The following is a 17,964-nucleotide window of genomic DNA, read 5'->3' as shown; positions in this document are numbered from 1 at the left end:
GAACCGAGTGAAGACGATATTGCGATGGACAAGAAACTGCTCGCCGAAGCCGTCATCATCGTCGGGCTGGTCCTGCCGCTGCTCTGGGTCATCTCGGTCCGCCGCACGATCGGCTTCGCGGTCGCCGCGGCGCTGATCTGGTATTGTGGTCGCCAGCTCTATGGCTGGTACGAGGCGACCGGCGGCACCGATATCGGCCAGGGATCGCCGACCTGGCTGCTGGCGGCCTGCGCCGTGGGGGTGGTCGCCGGCTGCGCGCTGGCGATCGTCACCTGGCGGACCAAGGTCCACTGACCTCGGTTGCCTCGAACGGCGACTGCACCGCCATCGCCCGCCCGATCGCCAGGAACCGGTCTAGCGTCGGCGTCGCGTCGCCGCTGCGCCAGATCAGCGCGGTCTCGAGCATCGGCACCTCGCCGAGCAGGTCGAGATAGGCGACCCCGGTCCGCGCGAGGTTGCGCAGCGAGGCCGGGACCAGCGCGATCCCCATCCCCGCCGACACCAGGCTGATGATCGTCTGCATCTGGATCGCCTCCTGGACGATCGCCGCCCGCCCGCCATGGCGCAGATGATAACCGGTCACCAGGTCGTGGAAGGCGGGCGCCACCCGCCGCGGGAAGATGATCAGCGGCGCGGCGATCACCGTCGGCGCGGTGAGCCGCCCCTCCTGAAGCGCGAGCCGCCCATCGCCGATCCAGCCTTCGGGCACCGCCGCCACCAGCCGCTCCTGCAGCAGCGGCAGCGACGACAGCCGGTCGGGCAAGGGCGCGCCGGGCGGCGAGATGATCAGCCCGGCATCGCCCTCGCCGGCCAGCAACGTCGCGATCTGCACGTCGCTGGTCGCCTCGGTCAGCCGGATCTCGACATCGGGGAAGCCGCCGGCGAAGCGGCGCACCAGGTCGGGCAGCACGCTATAGTCGGCGGTGCTCACGAAGCTGAGGTCGAGATGGCCGACCGTCCCCGCCTGCAGCCGCGCCGCGGTCTCGCCGAGCCCCGCCACCGCGCCGAGCGCGGCCTCGACATAGGGACGCCACTGCGCGCCGAACGCGGTCAGCGCGACGCTGCGCTTGGTGCGTTCGAACAGCGCCGCGCCGAGTTCGCGCTCGAGCGCGAGGATCGACTGGCTGAGCGGCGGCTGGGTCATGCCGAGCCGCTCGGCGGCGCGGCCGAAATGGAGCGTATCGGCGACGGTGACGAAATGGCGGAGCTGGCGAACGTCCAAACTCATATCCTGTACGACCTTATCGGCGCATATTAATATATTTCACTATCGGTGTGAACCGGCCTATCGCCCAGCCACTGCACATACGGGCACTGGACAAGACGGGACAGACGACATGCCGGCCTATCGATCGCGCACCACCACCCACGGCCGCAACATGGCCGGCGCCCGCGCGCTGTGGCGCGCCACGGGCATGAAGGACGACGACTTCGGCAAGCCGATCATCGCCGTCGCCAACAGCTTCACCCAGTTCGTCCCCGGCCATGTCCATCTGAAGGACCTCGGCCAGCTCGTCGCGCGCGAGATCGAGGCGGCCGGCGGCGTCGCCAAGGAATTCAACACGATCGCGGTCGACGACGGCATCGCCATGGGCCATGGCGGCATGCTCTATTCGCTGCCCAGCCGCGAGCTGATCGCCGACAGCGTCGAATATATGGTCAACGCCCATTGCGCCGACGCGATGGTGTGCATCTCCAATTGCGACAAGATCACCCCGGGCATGCTGATGGCGGCGATGCGGCTCAACATCCCGGTCGTCTTCGTATCGGGTGGGCCGATGGAGGCCGGCAAGGTCGTGGTCAAGGGCGCCGAACGCGCGCTCGACCTGGTCGACGCGATGGTCGTCGCCGCCGACGACAGCTATGCCGACGAGGATGTCGAGGCGATCGAGCGCTCGGCCTGCCCGACCTGCGGCTCATGCTCGGGGATGTTCACCGCCAATTCGATGAACTGCCTGACCGAGGCGCTCGGCCTGTCGCTGCCCGGCAACGGATCGGTGCTCGCCACCCATAGCGACCGCGAAAAGCTGTTCCGCGAGGCCGGCCATCTGATCGTCGACCTGGCGAAGCGCTGGTACGAACAGGACGATGCCAGCGTGCTGCCGCGCGGGATCGCGACCTTCGCCGCGTTCGAAAATGCGATGAGCCTCGACATCGCGATGGGCGGGTCGACCAACACCGTCCTCCATCTGCTCGCCGCCGCGCATGAGGGCGAGGTCGATTTCACCATGGCCGACATCGACCGGCTGTCGCGCCGCGTCCCCTGCCTGTGCAAGGTCGCGCCGGCGCGCAACGACGTCCATATGGAGGATGTCCACCGTGCGGGCGGGATCATGGCGATCCTCGGCCAGCTCGATCGCGCCGGCCTGATCGACGCCAGCCTGCCGACGGTGCACGCGCCGACCATGGCCGCCGCGCTCGACCGCTGGGACCTCGATCGCACGAGCAGCGAGGAGGTCCGCCGCTTCTATTCGGCCGCGCCGGGCGGGGTGCCGACCCAGACCGCGTTCAGCCAGTCGGCACGCTGGAAGGAACTCGACACCGACCGTGAGAACGGGGTGATCCGTTCGGCCGACCATCCTTATTCGCACGATGGCGGGCTCGCGGTGCTGTTCGGCAACCTCGCCCCCGAAGGCTGCATCGTGAAGACCGCCGGGGTCGACGAGTCGATCCTGACCTTCACCGGCAAGGCGCGCGTCTATGAAAGCCAGGACGCCGCGGTGGTCGGTATCCTCGGCGCACAGGTCGAACCGGGCGACGTCGTGCTGATCCGCTACGAAGGGCCCAAGGGCGGCCCCGGCATGCAGGAGATGCTCTATCCGACCAGCTATCTGAAGTCGAAGGGGCTCGGCAAGGCCTGCGCGCTGGTCACCGACGGCCGCTTCTCGGGCGGCAGCTCGGGCCTGTCGATCGGCCATGTCTCGCCCGAGGCCGCCGAGGGCGGGCTGATCGCGCTGGTCGAGACCGGCGATCCGATCCTGATCGACATCCCCAACCGCACCATCCGCCTCGACCTCGACGACGCGCTGCTCGCCGAGCGCCGCGCGGCGATGGAGGACCGGGGTGCCGCCGCCTGGAAGCCATTCGGCCGCAAGCGCCCGGTCTCGCCGGCGCTGCGCGCCTACGCCGCGCTCACCACCAACGCCGCCCGCGGCGCGGTGCGCGACGTGTCGCAGGTCGAGAAATAAGGGCGGCTTCCGCCTTCCGAAACCTTCTCCCGTTACCTTCTTAAGCCCTCTCCCGCTTTTCGCGGGAGAGGGTTTGGGTGAGGGTCTTCTTCTGCCTTCCTTCTTCCCGCACGATATCAGCGCGGCATAAGAAAGCAGAAAACCCTCATCCAAACCTTCTCCCGTAAAGAACGGGAGAAGGCTTCAGAAGAAGGATGACGGATCCCCTACCGCACCGCCCCGCGCAGCAGCAGCCTGGGCAACAGGCTCACCGCCCCCAGCAGCGGCCAGCGGCGCTGCCAGGGCTTGATCACGATCGCGGCACCCGCGTGGCGGTTGATCTTCCAGGCGAGATAATCGATCCCGCCGGCATAGGTGGTGCTCGCCTTGGCGAGCCGCGCCGCGGTCAGCAACTTGCCCTCGCGGCGCCGCCGCGCCCACAGCTTTGCGCCCGCCGCGCGATCGGCCGGCGATAGCGCATCGCCGAACGCGATCCGGTCGCCGCGGATCTCGGCGGGCAGGTCGGCGGCGAGCAGCACCGCCGGGGTGAAGAGCCGGTAGCGGTCGGGATCGGCGTCGACCACCGATCCGGCCCGGGTCTTGCGTTCGGCGCGCAGTTCGGCGGCATAGGTCTGCGCGAACGCCCCCGACCAGAGGTCGGCGATCGTCGGCGTATCGGGCAGCACCGGCCGGGCGGCGGCGAGCAGCGCGGGGGCGGCATGCGCGACCGCCGACACCGCGCGCCGCCGCGCGACCTCGTTCGCCGCCCAGACCAGCCGCGACGGCTGCGCGAACCGCGCCCAGACCGAGACGTTGCGGGTTTCGGCCGAGGCGAGCCGGGCGAAATCGACCTCGCTCAGTACCGCATATTTGGCCGCGAGCGTGCCTTCGCCGTCTTCATGCTGGAACGGGAAGACATTGGGGGGCAGCAGCCGGTTGGCGAAGGCGAACCAGCCCTTGCCGAACGCGGCGTCATAATCCGACACGATGATGTAGAAATCGAGCATCAGCCCGTCGAGTTGCGCCTCGCGCAGGCAGGATCCGTAGAACAGCACCGCGCGCGCAGCCGATCCGTAAAGGTCGGCGATCGCCGCCGCCATCGCCGTCACCCGCGGCGACACCGGCACCGCCAGCTCCGCGGCGACCAGCGCACGGAGCGGCGCGAAACGGCCGTCCGATTCCATCGGCCTTCGCCTTAAGCGGCCAGGCGGAGAAACGAGACCGGCGGGGTCGGCTTGAGCACCAAGGCACCGCCCGGCAGCGCCTGGAAGATCTCGCCGTCGAGGATCACGCTCGAACGATCGCCCTCGATGCGGATCTCGTCGCCCTGCTCGATATGGATGCCGTCGACCCGGCTGCGGCCGAACAGGCCGAGCATGCCGAGGCCCAGCGCGCGCAGCAGCGGCAGCGGGCGATGTTCGACCGCGATCATCTGCAGCATGCCGTTGGTCGCCTGGCCCGGGGTGCTGCCGAGCAGCAGCTTGTGGAGCGTGGTGACGATCAGCACCGCGAAGCGGCCGTTGAGCTGACCCTGCTTCATCATCGTCACCCGCATCGGCATCGCCCGCGGCGGCAGGAAGGCCGCCTTGATGCCGAGCAGCAGCGTCGCCAGCACCGCCAGCGCGGTCAGGACATGGCTGAGCCCATTGGGCAGGCCGAGCGGATAGATCTTGTTGCGGCAATAGAGGATCGAGTCGGCGAGGCCGGCACCGCCCAGGAACATGCCGAGCACCGGCTTGCCCGCGCTGTCGCCCGACAGCGCGATCAGTTCGCGTACCACCAGATGCTTTTCGAGGCCGCCCTTGGCGAGCCGCACGACCTGCTCGAGCGCCGCGATCGGATCGCCGACCGCGCCCAGATCGAGCGCGATCAGGTTGGTCTTGCCGTTGGGCAGCACCGCGACCGGCGGCGGCGCGCCTTCGAAATGGCCGCCGAGATAGAGTTCGGTCAGCGCCGCCTGGACGGTGCCGTCGCCGCCATTGACCACCAGCACCGCGGGCTTGACCCGGGCGATGGTGCGCAGCGCGTCGCCGATCTGGTCGATATTCTCGACTTCATAATGGAAGACGTCGCTGTTGGCCGCGCAGAAGGCGCGGATGCGGGGCAGCAGGGCGCGGTTCCCCGTCGAACGCGGGTTCGAAAGGAGCGCGACCCGGGCCATCGTCAACGGCTCGCCATCGCGATGGGGCCGATCGACAGGCCCTTGCGGTACTGCATCGTCACATCGATCCGCTTCACGCCGGCACCACCATGGATCACGACCTTGCTATATTCGGGCTTGAGCGAGAGCAGCGACAATTTCGGATTGCGCGAGAAACCGCCGCCATCGTCCCAGCCGGACTTGCCGCTGCCGTCGACGTCGTGGCGCACCGCGATCGCATAATCGCCAGCGGCCGGCAGCGCGACGCAGATCTCCATCGCCCCGTGCGGCGACACCGGCAGGTCGATTCGGCGCAGCTTCTTGCCCTTTTCGAGGAATTCTTGCGGGTTCGACCCGTAGAGCTGAACCCGCACATTGCCGGTCCGCGACTTGAACCCGTCGACATGCACCAGCAGCGCCGGCGACGACCCGCCGGGCTCGCACGCGGCGGCATCGGGGCCGAGCGCAGCGGCGCCCGCGCCGGACGGCAGGGCCGCCCCGAGCATGACCATCAACGCTGCACCCACAAGTTTCGACATGACCTCATCACTCCTGGAAGCTATAGCCCTGCGCTGACGCATGGCCGGTACTCCGCCCCCATGAGTCGGGAGATGGGCCGCGATTGCGGCCAGAACATGGTCATGGGGCGTCTAAAAGTTGAGATTTGGCACGCTTACCGACCGCTACCTCGCCCGCCTGATCGCTACGCCGCTGTTCGGCACGCTGGTGATCGCCGCGATGTTGCTGACGCTCGACAAGATGTTGCGGCTGTTCGATTTCGTGGTGTCCGAAGGCGGCCCGGTCAGCGTGGTCTGGCGGATGCTCGCCAATCTGATCCCCGAATATATGTCGCTCGGCATCCCGATCGGGCTGACGCTGGGCTGCCTGCTCGCCTTCCGCCGGCTGGCGATGTCATCCGAGATCGACGTGCTGCGCGCGATCGGCATGGGCTATGGCCGGCTGCTGCGCGTGCCTTATTATTATGCGATCGCGCTCGCGCTGCTCAATCTGGCGATCGTCGGCTTCATCCAGCCTTATTCGCGCTACGCCTATGAGGGGCTGCGCTTCGAACTGCGATCGGGCGCGCTCGGCGCCTCGATCAAGGTCGGCGAGTTCACCAAGCTGGGCAAGCGGATGACGATGCGGGTCGAAAGCAGCCGCGACGGCGGCCGCGAACTGACCGGCATCTTCGTGATGACCAACACCAACGACGGCAAGAGCCTTGCGGTGACCGCCGAGCACGGCCAGTTCATGGCGACCGACGACCCCGACACGATCATCTTCCGCCTGCGCAACGGCGTGCTCGTCCACAATGCACCCCAGTTCAAGGAGCCGCGGGTGCTCCAGTTCGTCGGCCATGACCTGCCGATCGACCTGCCCAAGATGTCGGCGTTCCGCGAACGCGGCGGTCGCGACCTCGAAATGACGATCCCCGAACTCGCTCGGGTCGCCCATACCGAAAACATCACCGCCAAGGCGAAGAGCGAATATCGCGCCGAATTCCATTTCCGGCTGGTCCAGGTGGTGACGATGCTGCTGCTGCCGATGCTGGCGCTGGCGCTGGCGATCCCGCCGAAACGGTCTTCGTCGGCGCTCGGCGTGTTCCTGTCGATCGTGCTGATCGTCACCCAGTTCAAGATCTATTCCTACGCCGCCTCGGTCGCGGCGCTCGGCCGGATCGACCCGATCATCGCCTTGTGGCTGCCGTTTGCGCTGTTCGCGGCGCTGGTGGTGTGGATGTACCGCACGATCGCCTATGTGCCGGGCGGCCAGCCGATCGGCGCGCTCGAGCGCGTCGCCGACAAGGCGGTCAAGACGGTGGTCCGCTGGATCAAGCTCGGCCGCAAATCGGTATCCAATGGCGAGGGCGCCGCGCAATGAGCGTCAACATGAAGTTCTTCGCCTCGCGCACCATCACCTTCTACATGGCGCGGATGTTCCTGGTGCGGTCGTTCGCGGTGCTGGCGGCGCTGGTGATCGTGCTGATGGCGCTCGACCTGCTCGGCGAGTCGGGCGACATCCTGGCATATCCCGGCAACGGCAACCATGCGCTGTGGGTCTATACCACGCTCAGGGTACCGCAGATCATCCAGCGCTTCCTGCCGTTCGCCGCCCTGCTCGGCACGCTCGTCACCTTCGTGACGCTCAACCAGAACAGCGAGATCGTCTCGATGAAGGCGGCCGGGGTGTCGGCGCACCAGATCCTGGCGCCGCTGATGGTCGCCAGCATCGGCGTCGCGCTGATCTCCTTCACTTTCAACGAACGGGTTGTGGCGCGGTCGACATCGACCCTCACCGCCTGGCAAAACGCCAATTATGGCCCGATCCCGGTCGATCGCCGGATCGTCAGCGACGTCTGGGTCCGCGACGGCGACGACCTGATCCACGCGCTGTCGGCGACCGGGCGCGGCAACCAGGCGGTGCTGGAAAACGTCACCATCTACGATCGCGACGGCGGCAGACTGCTCCAGATCATCACCGGCGCGAAGGCGGTGCAGGTGCCGGGCGGCTGGAGCCTGCGGCCGGTGTCGAACTTCAACGTCACCCGCGGGGTCACCACCACCGCGCCATCGCTGTTCTTCGCGCGCGGCGTCACCCCCGACCGCTTCACTCTGGCGACCGTCGATCCGGCGTCGAAATCGCTGTTCCAGCTCAAGACCGCGATCGAGGATCTCGAGGCCGCGGGCCGGCCGGTCGGGCCGCTCAAGGCGGCGATGTGGCACAAGATCTCGGGTCCGCTGTCGTCGGTGCTGATGCCGCTGCTCGCCGGCGTCGCCGCCTTCGGCCTCGCCCGCTCGGGCCGGCTGTTCGTCCGCGCGGTGATCGGCATGGCGTTGGGCTTCGCCTATTTCGTCGCCGACAATGCCGCGCTGGCGATGGGCAATCTCGGCGCCTACCCGCCTTTGCTCGCCGCCTGGGCGCCGTTCCTGCTGTTCCTGCTGATCGGCGAGACCGTGCTGATTCGCACCGAGGAGTAGCCTTTCTCGCTCATCATCCCGGCCCCTGGATCGGGCTTCGCCCGTCCGAGTGCAGGCATCGCCCGGGATCTCAGTCGGCAGGGACGGAACATGGGGCATGCGCGGTGGCATACGCCTGAGATCCCGGCCTCCGCCGGGATGACGACAGGGGCGCCTCCCCCCGCCGTCAACGTTCAGCCGCAAAAGCGCCGCATTGCCAATTCACTAACCAACGCCAATATGGCAGCCCATATGTGGGGCGCTTTTAAGGAATCGCAGTGAAGCTGACCGCCAAGCCCTCCTTCTGGGCCAAAGAGCATCATCTGGACCGGATGACCCTGCGCGAGCTGTGGATCGCCTATTTCCAATATCCGGCGATCATCGGCTATCTGCTGTGCGCCGCGGTCGCGATCGGCATGTTCTTCCGCTACCCGGCGCCGCTGGTGCCGACCCTGATCGCGATCGGCTTCGCGCTCGCCGTCTATCCGCTGGTCTGGTACTGCCTGCACCGCTGGGTGCTGCACAGCCGCTGGATGTTCAAGGTGCCATTCCTCGCCGCGACCTGGAAGCGCATCCATTACGACCATCACCAGGACCCGAATCGCCTCGAGATCCTGTTCGGCGCGCTTCACACGACGCTGCCGACGATCGCACTGGCGACCGCACCGATCGGCTATGCGATCGGCGGCACCGGCGCCGCGCTCGCCGCCTTCGCGACCGGGCTGCTGACGACCTGCTTCTACGAATTCTGCCACTGCATCCAGCACCTCGCCTACAAGCCGAAATACAAGATGCTGGTCGACATGAAGGCGCGCCACATGGCGCATCATTTCCACGACGAGCGCGGCAATTTCGGTATCACCAACTATTTCTGGGACCGGCTGTTCGGCACCTATTACGACCGGATCGACAAGGCCAAGAAGAGCGCGACGGTGTTCAACCTCGGCTACACGCCCGAGATCGCCGAGCGTTATCCGCAGGTCGCCAACCTGTCGGGCGGCGTCGCCACCGGCCACCCCGCCAGCCGCATCAAGCACTGATCGGCTGACCTCCCTATGACCGTGAAGATCCGGCCCGTCGCCGGCAAGGCCGACAAGAAGCGTTTCGTCGATCTCGCCTATAAGCTCAACAAGGTCGATCCGAACTGGATTCCGCCGCTCCGCGTCGAGGCGATGGAGCTGATCACCCCGGGCAAGAATCCGTTCTACGAACATGCCGAGCAGCAGCTGTTCCTGGCGGAGCGCGGCGGCGAACTGGTCGGCCGGATTTCGGCGCATATCGACCATCTCTGGCTCAGCATGCCGCCCGAGCAGGGCGGCGGGCCCGGCATCGGCAATTGGGGCCTGCTCGAGGCGACCGACCAGGAGGTCGCGACCGCACTGATCGCCCAGGCCGAGGCGTGGCTGCGCGACAAGGGCATGACCAGCGTGATGGCGCCGATCAGCTGCTCGATCTGGGAGGAGCCGGGGCTGCTGATCCAGGGCCATGATCATGCGCCGACGGTGATGATGGGGCATCACAACCCCGCCTATCAGGGCTGGATCGAGCCGCTCGGCTATGCCGGGATCAAGGACCTGCTCAGCTTCGACCTCGACATCTCGCACGAATTCCCGCCGCTGGTGCAGCGCATCGTCCAGTCGGGCGAGCGCAACCCGCGCATCCGCATCCGCAAGGTCGACAAGAGCCGCTTCGACGAGGAAGCCGCGCTGATCCTGTCGATCCTCAACGAGGCGTGGTCGGACAATTGGGGCTTCGTGCCGATCACCGAAAGCGAGATCGCCTATACCGGCAAGAAGCTGCGGCCGATCGTGTTCGAGGACCTGATCCGCATCGCCGAGGTCGAGGGCGAGCCGGTCGCGTTCATGATGACCCTGCCCGACCTCAACGAACTGACCGCCGATCTCGACGGCCGGCTGTTCCCGTTCGGCTGGGCCAAGCTGCTTTGGCGGCTGCGCAAGCCCAAGGTCCGGACGATGCGGGTGCCGCTGATGGGGGTGGTCAAGAAGCTCCAGGCGACCCGCCTGGCCTCGCAGCTCGCCTTCATGATGATCGAATATATCCGCCGCGACGCGGTCTCCGAATATGGCTCGACCCGCGGCGAACTCGGCTGGATCCTCGAAGACAATCAGGGGATGCGCTCGATCGCCGAAACGATCGATTCGAAGGTCAACAAGATCTACCGAATCTACCAGAAGCCGCTGTAAATCCTTCTCTTTCTTCGTCATGCTGAACTTGTTTCAGCATCCACTCTTCCACTCGGGAACGGCCCCTTGTGGCACGGTGGGCCCTGAAACGAGTTCAGGGTGACGGTGGTGGAGCAGGCTGCGGTCCGACTGGCCCTTTTCCACGCTTTCGCCTAAACTCCACCCATGACCCTGCAAGCCTGGTGGATCTTCGTCTGCGCGACCTTCCTCGTCTCGGCGATGCCGGGGCCGAACATGCTCCACGTCATGGCGCGGGGAATGCGCTACGGGATCGGGCGGGCAGTGTTCACCATGGCCGGCTGCATGGTCGCGCTGCTGATGCTGTTCGGCCTGTCGGCGATGGGGATGAGCGCGCTGCTCGCCGCATTGCCGCAGTTGCTCGACATCATCCGCATCGCCGGCGCCGCCTATCTGGTATGGATCGGCATCAAGGCGTGGCGCGACGACGGCGCCCCGGTCGACATCGCCGAGGACGGCCTGGCGATCGTCGACCTGTCGCCGGGCGCGCTGTTCCGCGGCGGCTTCCTGATCAGCATCAGCAACCCCAAGGCGCTGCTGTTCGCCGCCGCTTTCTTTCCGCAGTTCGTCGACGCCCATCTGCCCAAGGCGCCGCAATTCGCGATCCTGCTCGCGACCTTCGTGGTGATCGAGACCGGCTGGTACTTCACCTACGCCACCGGCGGCTGCACCCTCGCCCGCTATCTGCGCCGCGAAAGCTGGCAGCGCATGTTCAACCGGGTGACCGGCGGAATCTTCGTCTTCTTCGGCCTGTCGCTGCTGGCCTGGCGGCGGTAATGCCGGAATGAGGCCGTTTTGCTTCGAGCCTTCCCCGCCGCCGAACGAAGAAGCTGACAGCGCGCAAACGCGAAGTCGCCGTTGCGATTCGGGCGGCTAGAGATTATATTTTGAGCATGGCGACAAACGCATATTCAACGACGTCGAAGCCTGGGTCCGCACGCGACACCAGCAAGACCGGCCGCTCGGCATCGAGCGGTCGCTTCCTGTCGGTCGCATCGCTCAAGCCCGTCACCAAAAGGGCGACGATCACCAGCGCGCAAGCCGACAAGGCCGTTAAAGACTATCTCGACACGCATCAGCGGTAACCTCGCGTGCCATCATCCGCGCGTGACGTCTTCATCAACTGCCCTTTCGACGTTGGTTTCGCGGTCAGTTTCCAAGCGCTCGTCTTCGCGGTGCTCGCCTGCGGCTTTCGCGCACGCTGCGCCCGCGAGATGGACGATGCCGCCGAAACGCGGATCGAGAAACTCTACCGCATCATCGCCGAGAGCCGCTACAGCATCCATGACCTGTCGCGCACCGAGCTGGACGCCGCGACCCAGCTGCCGCGCTTCAACATGCCGCTTGAACTCGGCATCTTCCTCGGCGCCAAGCGCTTCGGAGACGGGAAGCATTCGGAGAAGCGCTGCATGATCCAGGACACCGGGCAGTATCGCTTCCAGATGTTCATCTCCGACCTCGCCGGCATGGACATCAAGGCCCATGGCGGCGACCCGCGAACGATGGTCCAGCATGTCCGTGACTTCCTGCTGACGGCATCGCGCCGCAAGACGATCCCGCCAACGATCGAACTTCTCGGCAGCTATGATCGCTTCGTTGTCGCACTTCCCGCGCTCGCGCAGGCGAGCGGGCTTGATGCCGCGGACCTTCGGTTCCCCGATTTCGAACGGCTCGCCCAAGCCTGGATCAAAGCGACGCATAGCCCGCCACCCGGGCGGGCGGCAGCCGGGATCGACTGAACCTGCGTACCGCCGATGGTCGACACCCCTACGCCAACCATCACCCCACCAGCCCCGCCGCCCAGCGCGCGAACGCCAGCCACGGCCCGCTGAACCATATGAAGATCGGCAGCGCTTCGAACAGCAGCGCGAACAGCCCGCCCCGGATCGTCATCGGGTGGACCTTGCCGCGGGTCTTCACATCCCAGGCGGCGAGCGCGAGCACGAACAGATTGTTGAAGCCGAAGATGAACAGCGGCGGCGGTATGAACGCCGGCCAGGCCATCCGGCCGAAGCCCGGCCCGAGCATCGACGTCATCGCGATGAACATCAGCCGCTTGTGCGCGGCCGGATCGCGGCGTTTGGCGAGCCCCCAGAAGATCAGCCCGGCAAAACCCGGCACCCCGATCAGCGGGATCGCCAGCCAGCTCAGCGGCGGAATCCCCGGCGGCCCCGAATGGCGGGCGACGCCGTGCAGCGCGGTCAGGGTGGCGACGACGATCATCGCCGGCAGCAGGGCGAAGGCGATCATCCCGAGGCGCCGGTGGATGTCGGTCCGCCCGGCCGCGACCAGCCCGGTCTGGGTCGCGAACAGCAGCATCCAGCCGGTGAACAGCGCGCCGTGGAGATGGACCAGCGGGCTCATCGGCAGCAGCGGCCCTGCCGCCGGGATCGCCCCGCGCAGATAATAAGAGGGCGCGAAGCCGATCACGATCACCGCGACCATCGCCAGCGCCATGCCCGAAAAGAAGATGCGTTCGCCGCTGCGTGCCGACAGTGCCTTGGCGCGAGTCGCCATGTTCCGAAACCCTTGTCCGTCGTTAACCCTGATGGCCGTGTCTTAACCGGCCGCCGAACGACGGACTGTGGCCGCGGTCACATCCTTAATTTTATCCAGGTCGGGGCGTGGTCGCTGGCCTTTTCCTTGCCGCGGGTGTCCTTGTCGACCCCGGCGTCGAGCAGCCGGTCGGCGGCGACCGGGCTCAGCATCAGATGGTCGATGCGGAAACCGGCGTCGCGCTGCCAGGCGCCCGCCTGATAGTCCCAGAAGGTGTAAGCGGGCCCGTGCGGACGGATCGTGCGCAGCGCGTCGGTCCAGCCCAGCGCATTCATCCGGCGGAAGGCGGCGCGGCTCTCGGGCTGGGTCAGCGCGTCGTTCGCCATCGCCCGCTCCGAAAACACGTCGTCGGTGCTCGAGGTCGGGATGACGTTATAGTCGCCGGCCAGCACCACCGGCCGCTCGGTCTCCCACAGCGACCCGGCATGATCGATCAGCCGGTCGAACCAGGCGAGCTTGTAATCGAACTTCGGCCCCGGCTGCGGATTGCCGTTGGGCAGATAGATCGAGGCGACGATCATCTCGCCGATATCGGCCTCGATATAGCGACTATGGGTCGGATCGGGATCGTCGGGCAGCCCCTTCATCCGCTCGACCGGCTGCGCGCCCTTCGCCAGGATCGCCACCCCGTTGAAGCCCTTCTGCCCATGCCAGATCGCGCCATAGCCCGCGGCCTCGATCTCCTTGACCGGGAAGGTCTCGTCCGAGGTCTTGACCTCCTGGAGCAGCGCCACGTCGGGCGCCTTCTCCTCGAGCCACTCGATCAGGCGGGGGAGACGGGCCTTGATCCCGTTGATGTTGAACGTCGCGATCTTCATGCGCGCCGGGATAGCGTGCGGCGCGGGAAAGGTCACGGGCCGTTATCCGGAGAGAAAATATCTCCCCCATGTCACGAACGCCTACCCTTGCCTCGTCATGTCGGCGAACCCCAGCAAGGAGCCCCGCCATGACCGCCGCCCTCGATCCCTTCGCCGCCTCGCCGACCCTGATGAAGAGCTGGTTCGCCGCCTCGGCCGCGATCGCCCAGGGGCTCGAGCCGAGTCTCGTCGAACTGGTCAAGATCCGCGCGTCGCAGATCAACGGCTGCGCCAACTGCATCAACATGCACACGGTCGAGGCGCGCGCGCAGGGCGAGACCGAACAGCGCATCTATCTGCTGTCGGCATGGCGCGAGGCGCCCTGCTATACCGACCGCGAGCGCGCCGCCCTCGCCTGGACCGATGCCCTGACCCGCCTCTCCGAAGACCATCGCCACGCGGCTGCCGGCGAGGCGCTGCGGGCACAGTTCAGCGAGGAGGAGCAGGTGAACCTCACTTTGATGATCAACATCATCAACGGCTGGAACCGGATCGCGATCGGCTTCGGCCTGTGGCTCGAGCCCGCCGCGGCGAAGGCCGCCGCATGACCGTACAGGCCGGGCTCCACGACGCCGCGACCAGCTTCGATCCGCTTCGGCCGAAGCTGATCCGGGTCGCCTATCGCATGCTCGGATCGGTCGCCGATGCCGAGGATATGGTGCAGGAGGCCTTCATCCGCTGGATGGGGGCCGATCGCACCGCGGTGGTCGAGCCCGAGGCCTGGCTGCGCCGCACCGTCACCCGGCTGTGCCTCGACCAGATCAAATCGGCGCGGCACCGGCGCGAGACTTATATCGGGCCGTGGCTGCCCGAACCGGTGGTCGATGAGGGCGAGGAGGAACCCGACGTCACCCTGCCGCTGATGCTCGCGCTCGAACGGCTGTCGCCGCTCGAACGCGCCGCCTTCCTGCTCCACGACGTGTTCGGCCAGAGCTTCGACGAGATCGCGGCGACGATCGACCGCGATCCTGCCGCCTGCCGCCAGCTCGCCAGCCGCGCCCGGCTCAACGTCCGCGCCGCCCGGCCGCGCTTCCAGGTCGAGAAGCAGCGCGGGCTCGAACTCGCCTTCGCCTTCTTCGCGGCGTCGCGCAGCGGCGACATGACCGCGCTCGGGGCGATGCTCGCCGACGATGTCAGCCTCCACGCCGATGGCGGCGGCAAGCGCCCGGCCGCGCCCGAACCGATCTTCGGCACCGATCATGTGCTGAAGATCCACAAGGCCTTCGCGATATTGTTCCGCAAATATGGATCGCAGCTGGTGCGAACCTGCCTGATCAGCGGCCTGCCCGGCTTCGTCACCCTCGAGGCCGACGGCGAACTCCAGACCACCGCGCTCGACATCGAGGACGGCCGGATCGCAGCGATCTACGTGATGCGCAACCCCGACAAGCTCCGGCATCTGCATTGAGCGATATGTCGCCCCGGCGGAGGCCGGGGCCGCCCAAAACGGGGGCGCTGTCGGTCAGGCGCGTTGACACCGAAACGCGCATCTTGGGCGGCCCCGGCCTCCGCCGGGGCGACGATCAGATGGAAAAGCTCGATCCGCAGCCGCAGCCCGACGCCGCGTTCGGATTGGTCACCTTGAACGCCGCACCGCCAAGCGATTCGACATAGTCGACCGCGCCACCGCGGACGAGGTCGAGGCTCATCGGGTCGACCACCAGCGACACGCCGTCGCGGGTGGCGACGGTGTCGTCGTCGGCCGCCGCATCGGCGAGCTCGAACTTATACTGGAAACCGGCACAGCCGCCGCCGTCGATGGCGAGGCGCAGGATCGCGGGTTTGCCGGTGCGCGCGGCGATCGCGGCGACCCGCGCCGCCGCGGACGGGGTCAGGTCGATATCGAGGATGTCTGCGGTCTGGCTCATAGCGGCAAGATAGGCTTTGCCCGGCCGATCCACAATGACCCGAATATCAGTCTTCGGGACCGCCCAGTGCGACCGCGGTGCCCGGGGTCTTGGTCTCGTTCACCGCGACCAGATAGCCGGCCGACTGTAGGAACGGGATCGGGTTGACGGCGTGGCCATCGATGCGGACTTCATAATGGAGATGGCTGCCGGTCGAGCGGCCGGTCGAGCCGACATAGCCGATCAGGTCGCCACGCATCACGCGCTGGCCCGGATGGGCGATGATCTTCGACATATGGCCGTAACGGGTCTCGATGCCCTTGCCATGATCGATGTCGACCATATTGCCGTAACCACCCCACCATTCGGCCTTCTGGACCATGCCGTCGGCGGTCGCATAGATCGGGGTGCCGGTCGGCGAGGCGAGGTCGATCCCCGCGTGCATCGCCGCATAGCCGCGGAACGGATCCGAGCGGACCCCGAACGAGCTGGTGAAGGTGAACTTCGAAATCGGCTGGATCGACGGGATCGAGATCACGCCATTGTTCATCGCATCGAGTTTTTTCCACGACATGAACAGCGCATGGAACTGGCTGGCGCCTTCGGCGTTATCCGATGCAGGCGCAGTTTCCGCGTGAAGCGCCGCGACCGGAAGCTGGACCGCTGCCAGCGACAGGGCCGCGAAACGGAAGAAGCTCTTCTTTGTGCCGAGAACACGGAGAACAGAACGAATATTCAGAGACTTGCTCACATTCGACGGCATTATGCCCCCCGCGACCAGCTTATGACGTCACCCGGGTAGCGGTTGCTCCCGGCTGTTGCCCTGTTGTTTGCCGTTACGGGATTGCCCCCCCGGATCGACGAGGCGAGTTGTGCGGAACATCGTTACCGGGCGCAAGCGCGGTGTAATAATCCGTCGTCAGACCGGCCCGTCCGCGCGCTGAGTCGTTGAACGGTGGTTTGAGCGCCCCGCGGAAGTGCTTGCCCACCAGCATCTGCCATGTCGCTACGCAATCGAATCGCTGCTGCATTGCACAAAGCCAGAGGAACCACTCGACCCCGGCCGCGACATGGCCGACCTCGTCGCTGGCGATGCGGCGCAGCACCCGTGCCGACGCTTCGTCGCCCGCCGCCTCGAACCGCGCGATCATCGCCGGGGTGACGTCGAGTCCCCGCGCCTCGAGCACCATCGGCACCACCGCCAGCCGCGCGAGCGCATCCTGGGCGGTATCGGTCGCCGCCTCCCACAATCCGTCATGCGCGGGCAGGTCGCCATAGCTGGCGCCCATGCGGTTGAGCCGCCGTTCGACCAGCGCGAAATGCATCGCCTCCTCGGCGCCGACCTTGAGCCAGCGATCGGCGAAGTCGCGCGGGAACAGCCCGCCGAACCGCCCGACCAGATCGAAGGCGAGGTCGATCGCGACATATTCGATATGCGCCAGCGCATGCAGCATCGCGATCCGGCCGCGCACCGATCCGCCGCGCCGCGGCATCCGGTTGGGCGGCAGCAACGGCGGTCGATCGGTGCGCGCCGGACTGTCAGGCATCGCCGCGGCGAATCCCCAGCCGATCCGCCCGAGCCGCCAGTCGCGCGCGACCCTGCGCGCCGCCTTGACCTTGGCGCGCGGATCCGCTGCGAGCAGGACATCGCGGCAGGCTGTGGAGAGGTCGGGGGTGGCCATCTATCATAGTCCGTCATCCCGGCGGGGGCCGGGATGCGGATTAGGCCAGCGCCTGCGCCGCCTTCAGCACCTCGTCGGCATGCCCCTTGACCTTCACCTTGTGCCAGACCTTCACGATCGTCCCCTCCCCGTCGATCAGGAAGGTCGCGCGCTCGATGCCCATATAGGTCCGGCCATAGAGGCTTTTTTCGACCCAGGTGCCGAACGCCTCGCACAGGCTGTCGTCGGCATCGGTGGCGAGCCCGACCTTGAGGTCATGCTTCTTCGCGAAATTCTGGTGCTTCTTGGCGCTGTCCTTCGACACCCCGATCACCGTCGTCCCCGCCGCGGCGAAATCGTCGGCCAGCGCCGAGAAATCCTTGGCCTCGGTGGTGCAGCCGGGGGTGTCGTCCTTGGGGTAGAAATAGAGGACGAGCGGCGATCCCGCGAAATCGGCGATCGTCTTCGTGCTGCCGTCGGCCAGCGGCAATATGACGTTCGGGGCCTTTTCACCTGCGGTCGGCATCGCGCTATCTCCTGAAATCTCTCCAGGTCGC

The 17,964-nt window shown here is 66.8% G+C and carries 21 protein-coding genes; 10 read left to right on the top strand and 11 right to left on the bottom strand.

Going from position 1 to position 17,964, the window contains the following annotated elements; translation table 11 throughout:
* The first annotated feature begins 24 nt into the window (after positions 1–24).
* The gene (locus AC1RM6_RS13700; protein ID WP_493102050.1) at positions 25–294 is read left to right on the top strand and encodes a hypothetical protein; all 270 of its coding nucleotides are present in this window, start codon (positions 25–27) and stop codon (positions 292–294) included.
* Here the strand turns inward: AC1RM6_RS13700 and AC1RM6_RS13695 are convergent.
* Positions 269–1,222, bottom strand: a complete 954-nt coding sequence (locus AC1RM6_RS13695) for a LysR family transcriptional regulator (protein WP_493102048.1) — start codon at positions 1,220–1,222, stop codon at positions 269–271. The two genes, AC1RM6_RS13700 and AC1RM6_RS13695, sit on opposite strands and share 26 nt — an antisense overlap.
* A 115-nt stretch (positions 1,223–1,337) precedes the next feature.
* Between AC1RM6_RS13695 and ilvD the strand changes: the two genes are divergently transcribed.
* A complete protein-coding gene (gene ilvD / locus AC1RM6_RS13690; protein ID WP_493102046.1) occupies positions 1,338–3,188 on the top strand; it encodes a dihydroxy-acid dehydratase in 1,851 nt (616 codons plus the stop codon).
* Positions 3,189–3,394: 206 nt separating this feature from the next.
* Here ilvD and AC1RM6_RS13685 read toward each other — a convergent pair whose 3' ends face one another.
* The 3 genes from AC1RM6_RS13685 to AC1RM6_RS13675 are packed head-to-tail and all read right to left on the bottom strand — an operon-like array spanning position 3,395 to position 5,846.
* Positions 3,395–4,351 carry a hypothetical protein gene (locus AC1RM6_RS13685; RefSeq protein WP_493102044.1) on the bottom strand — a complete coding sequence of 319 codons (957 nt, stop codon included), beginning with the start codon at positions 4,349–4,351 and terminating at the stop codon, positions 3,395–3,397.
* 11 nt (positions 4,352–4,362) lie between these two features.
* Positions 4,363–5,328, bottom strand: a complete 966-nt coding sequence (locus tag AC1RM6_RS13680) for a diacylglycerol/lipid kinase family protein (RefSeq protein WP_493102293.1) — start codon at positions 5,326–5,328, stop codon at positions 4,363–4,365.
* A gap of 2 nt (positions 5,329–5,330) precedes the next feature.
* Positions 5,331–5,846 (bottom strand): DUF2141 domain-containing protein, encoded by a 516-nt coding sequence (locus AC1RM6_RS13675; RefSeq protein ID WP_493102042.1) that lies wholly within the window; start codon positions 5,844–5,846, stop codon positions 5,331–5,333.
* A 118-nt stretch (positions 5,847–5,964) separates the two neighbouring features.
* Between AC1RM6_RS13675 and lptF the strand changes: the two genes are divergently transcribed.
* From lptF to AC1RM6_RS13650, 5 genes are all read left to right on the top strand, one after another.
* Positions 5,965–7,188: an LPS export ABC transporter permease LptF gene (gene lptF / locus AC1RM6_RS13670; RefSeq protein WP_493102040.1), complete on the top strand. Its 1,224-nt coding sequence runs from the start codon at positions 5,965–5,967 to the stop codon at positions 7,186–7,188.
* 8 nt (positions 7,189–7,196) lie between these two features.
* A complete protein-coding gene (lptG, locus tag AC1RM6_RS13665) occupies positions 7,197–8,285 on the top strand; it encodes an LPS export ABC transporter permease LptG (RefSeq protein ID WP_493102038.1) in 1,089 nt (362 codons plus the stop codon).
* Positions 8,286–8,596: 311 nt separating this feature from the next.
* Positions 8,597–9,304 carry a sterol desaturase family protein gene (locus AC1RM6_RS13660; protein ID WP_493102291.1) on the top strand — a complete coding sequence of 236 codons (708 nt, stop codon included), beginning with the start codon at positions 8,597–8,599 and terminating at the stop codon, positions 9,302–9,304.
* Between the two features lie 15 nt (positions 9,305–9,319).
* Positions 9,320–10,468 carry an N-acetyltransferase gene (locus tag AC1RM6_RS13655; RefSeq protein WP_493102036.1) on the top strand — a complete coding sequence of 383 codons (1,149 nt, stop codon included), beginning with the start codon at positions 9,320–9,322 and terminating at the stop codon, positions 10,466–10,468.
* 165 nt (positions 10,469–10,633) lie between these two features.
* A complete protein-coding gene (locus AC1RM6_RS13650; RefSeq protein WP_493102034.1) occupies positions 10,634–11,263 on the top strand; it encodes a LysE family translocator in 630 nt (209 codons plus the stop codon).
* A gap of 103 nt (positions 11,264–11,366) precedes the next feature.
* On the opposite strand, the gene AC1RM6_RS13645 is transcribed toward AC1RM6_RS13650, so the two are convergent.
* Complete coding sequence (locus AC1RM6_RS13645; RefSeq protein WP_493102032.1) at positions 11,367–11,516, bottom strand: hypothetical protein; 150 nt, start codon at positions 11,514–11,516, stop codon at positions 11,367–11,369.
* Between the two features lie 61 nt (positions 11,517–11,577).
* Between AC1RM6_RS13645 and AC1RM6_RS13640 the strand changes: the two genes are divergently transcribed.
* A complete protein-coding gene (locus AC1RM6_RS13640) occupies positions 11,578–12,225 on the top strand; it encodes a hypothetical protein (protein WP_493102030.1) in 648 nt (215 codons plus the stop codon).
* Positions 12,226–12,265: 40 nt separating this feature from the next.
* Here AC1RM6_RS13640 and AC1RM6_RS13635 read toward each other — a convergent pair whose 3' ends face one another.
* Both AC1RM6_RS13635 and xth read right to left on the bottom strand, forming a co-directional pair.
* Positions 12,266–13,003: a hypothetical protein gene (locus AC1RM6_RS13635; RefSeq protein ID WP_493102028.1), complete on the bottom strand. Its 738-nt coding sequence runs from the start codon at positions 13,001–13,003 to the stop codon at positions 12,266–12,268.
* Positions 13,004–13,080: 77 nt separating this feature from the next.
* Positions 13,081–13,860: an exodeoxyribonuclease III gene (gene xth, locus AC1RM6_RS13630; RefSeq protein WP_493102289.1), complete on the bottom strand. Its 780-nt coding sequence runs from the start codon at positions 13,858–13,860 to the stop codon at positions 13,081–13,083.
* A gap of 128 nt (positions 13,861–13,988) precedes the next feature.
* Here xth and AC1RM6_RS13625 point away from each other — a divergent pair, with 128 nt between their 5' ends.
* Together AC1RM6_RS13625 and AC1RM6_RS13620 are read left to right on the top strand one after the other, a co-directional pair.
* Positions 13,989–14,447: a carboxymuconolactone decarboxylase family protein gene (locus AC1RM6_RS13625; RefSeq protein ID WP_493102026.1), complete on the top strand. Its 459-nt coding sequence runs from the start codon at positions 13,989–13,991 to the stop codon at positions 14,445–14,447.
* Positions 14,444–15,307 (top strand): sigma-70 family RNA polymerase sigma factor, encoded by an 864-nt coding sequence (locus AC1RM6_RS13620; RefSeq protein ID WP_493102024.1) that lies wholly within the window; start codon positions 14,444–14,446, stop codon positions 15,305–15,307. The genes AC1RM6_RS13625 and AC1RM6_RS13620 overlap by 4 nt, the downstream gene beginning before the upstream one ends.
* A 115-nt stretch (positions 15,308–15,422) precedes the next feature.
* Here AC1RM6_RS13620 and erpA read toward each other — a convergent pair whose 3' ends face one another.
* The 4 genes from erpA to AC1RM6_RS13600 all read right to left on the bottom strand — a co-directional run bounded on the left by erpA (position 15,423) and on the right by AC1RM6_RS13600 (position 17,933).
* A complete protein-coding gene (gene erpA, locus AC1RM6_RS13615; protein WP_493102022.1) occupies positions 15,423–15,767 on the bottom strand; it encodes an iron-sulfur cluster insertion protein ErpA in 345 nt (114 codons plus the stop codon).
* 46 nt (positions 15,768–15,813) lie between these two features.
* Positions 15,814–16,320: a M23 family metallopeptidase gene (locus tag AC1RM6_RS13610; protein ID WP_493102020.1), complete on the bottom strand. Its 507-nt coding sequence runs from the start codon at positions 16,318–16,320 to the stop codon at positions 15,814–15,816.
* A 262-nt stretch (positions 16,321–16,582) separates the two neighbouring features.
* Positions 16,583–17,428, bottom strand: coding sequence for a ferritin-like domain-containing protein (locus AC1RM6_RS13605; RefSeq protein ID WP_493102018.1), 846 nt, complete (start codon positions 17,426–17,428; stop codon positions 16,583–16,585).
* A 40-nt stretch (positions 17,429–17,468) separates the two neighbouring features.
* Positions 17,469–17,933 carry a peroxiredoxin gene (locus AC1RM6_RS13600; RefSeq protein WP_493102016.1) on the bottom strand — a complete coding sequence of 155 codons (465 nt, stop codon included), beginning with the start codon at positions 17,931–17,933 and terminating at the stop codon, positions 17,469–17,471.
* Positions 17,934–17,964 lie beyond the last annotated feature (31 nt).

This window comes from Rhizorhabdus sp. GW822-FHT03C02 (genome assembly GCF_058801765.1).
The sequence above is the reverse complement of the archived record's forward strand: the minus strand, read 5'-3'. Positions and strand labels throughout refer to the sequence as shown.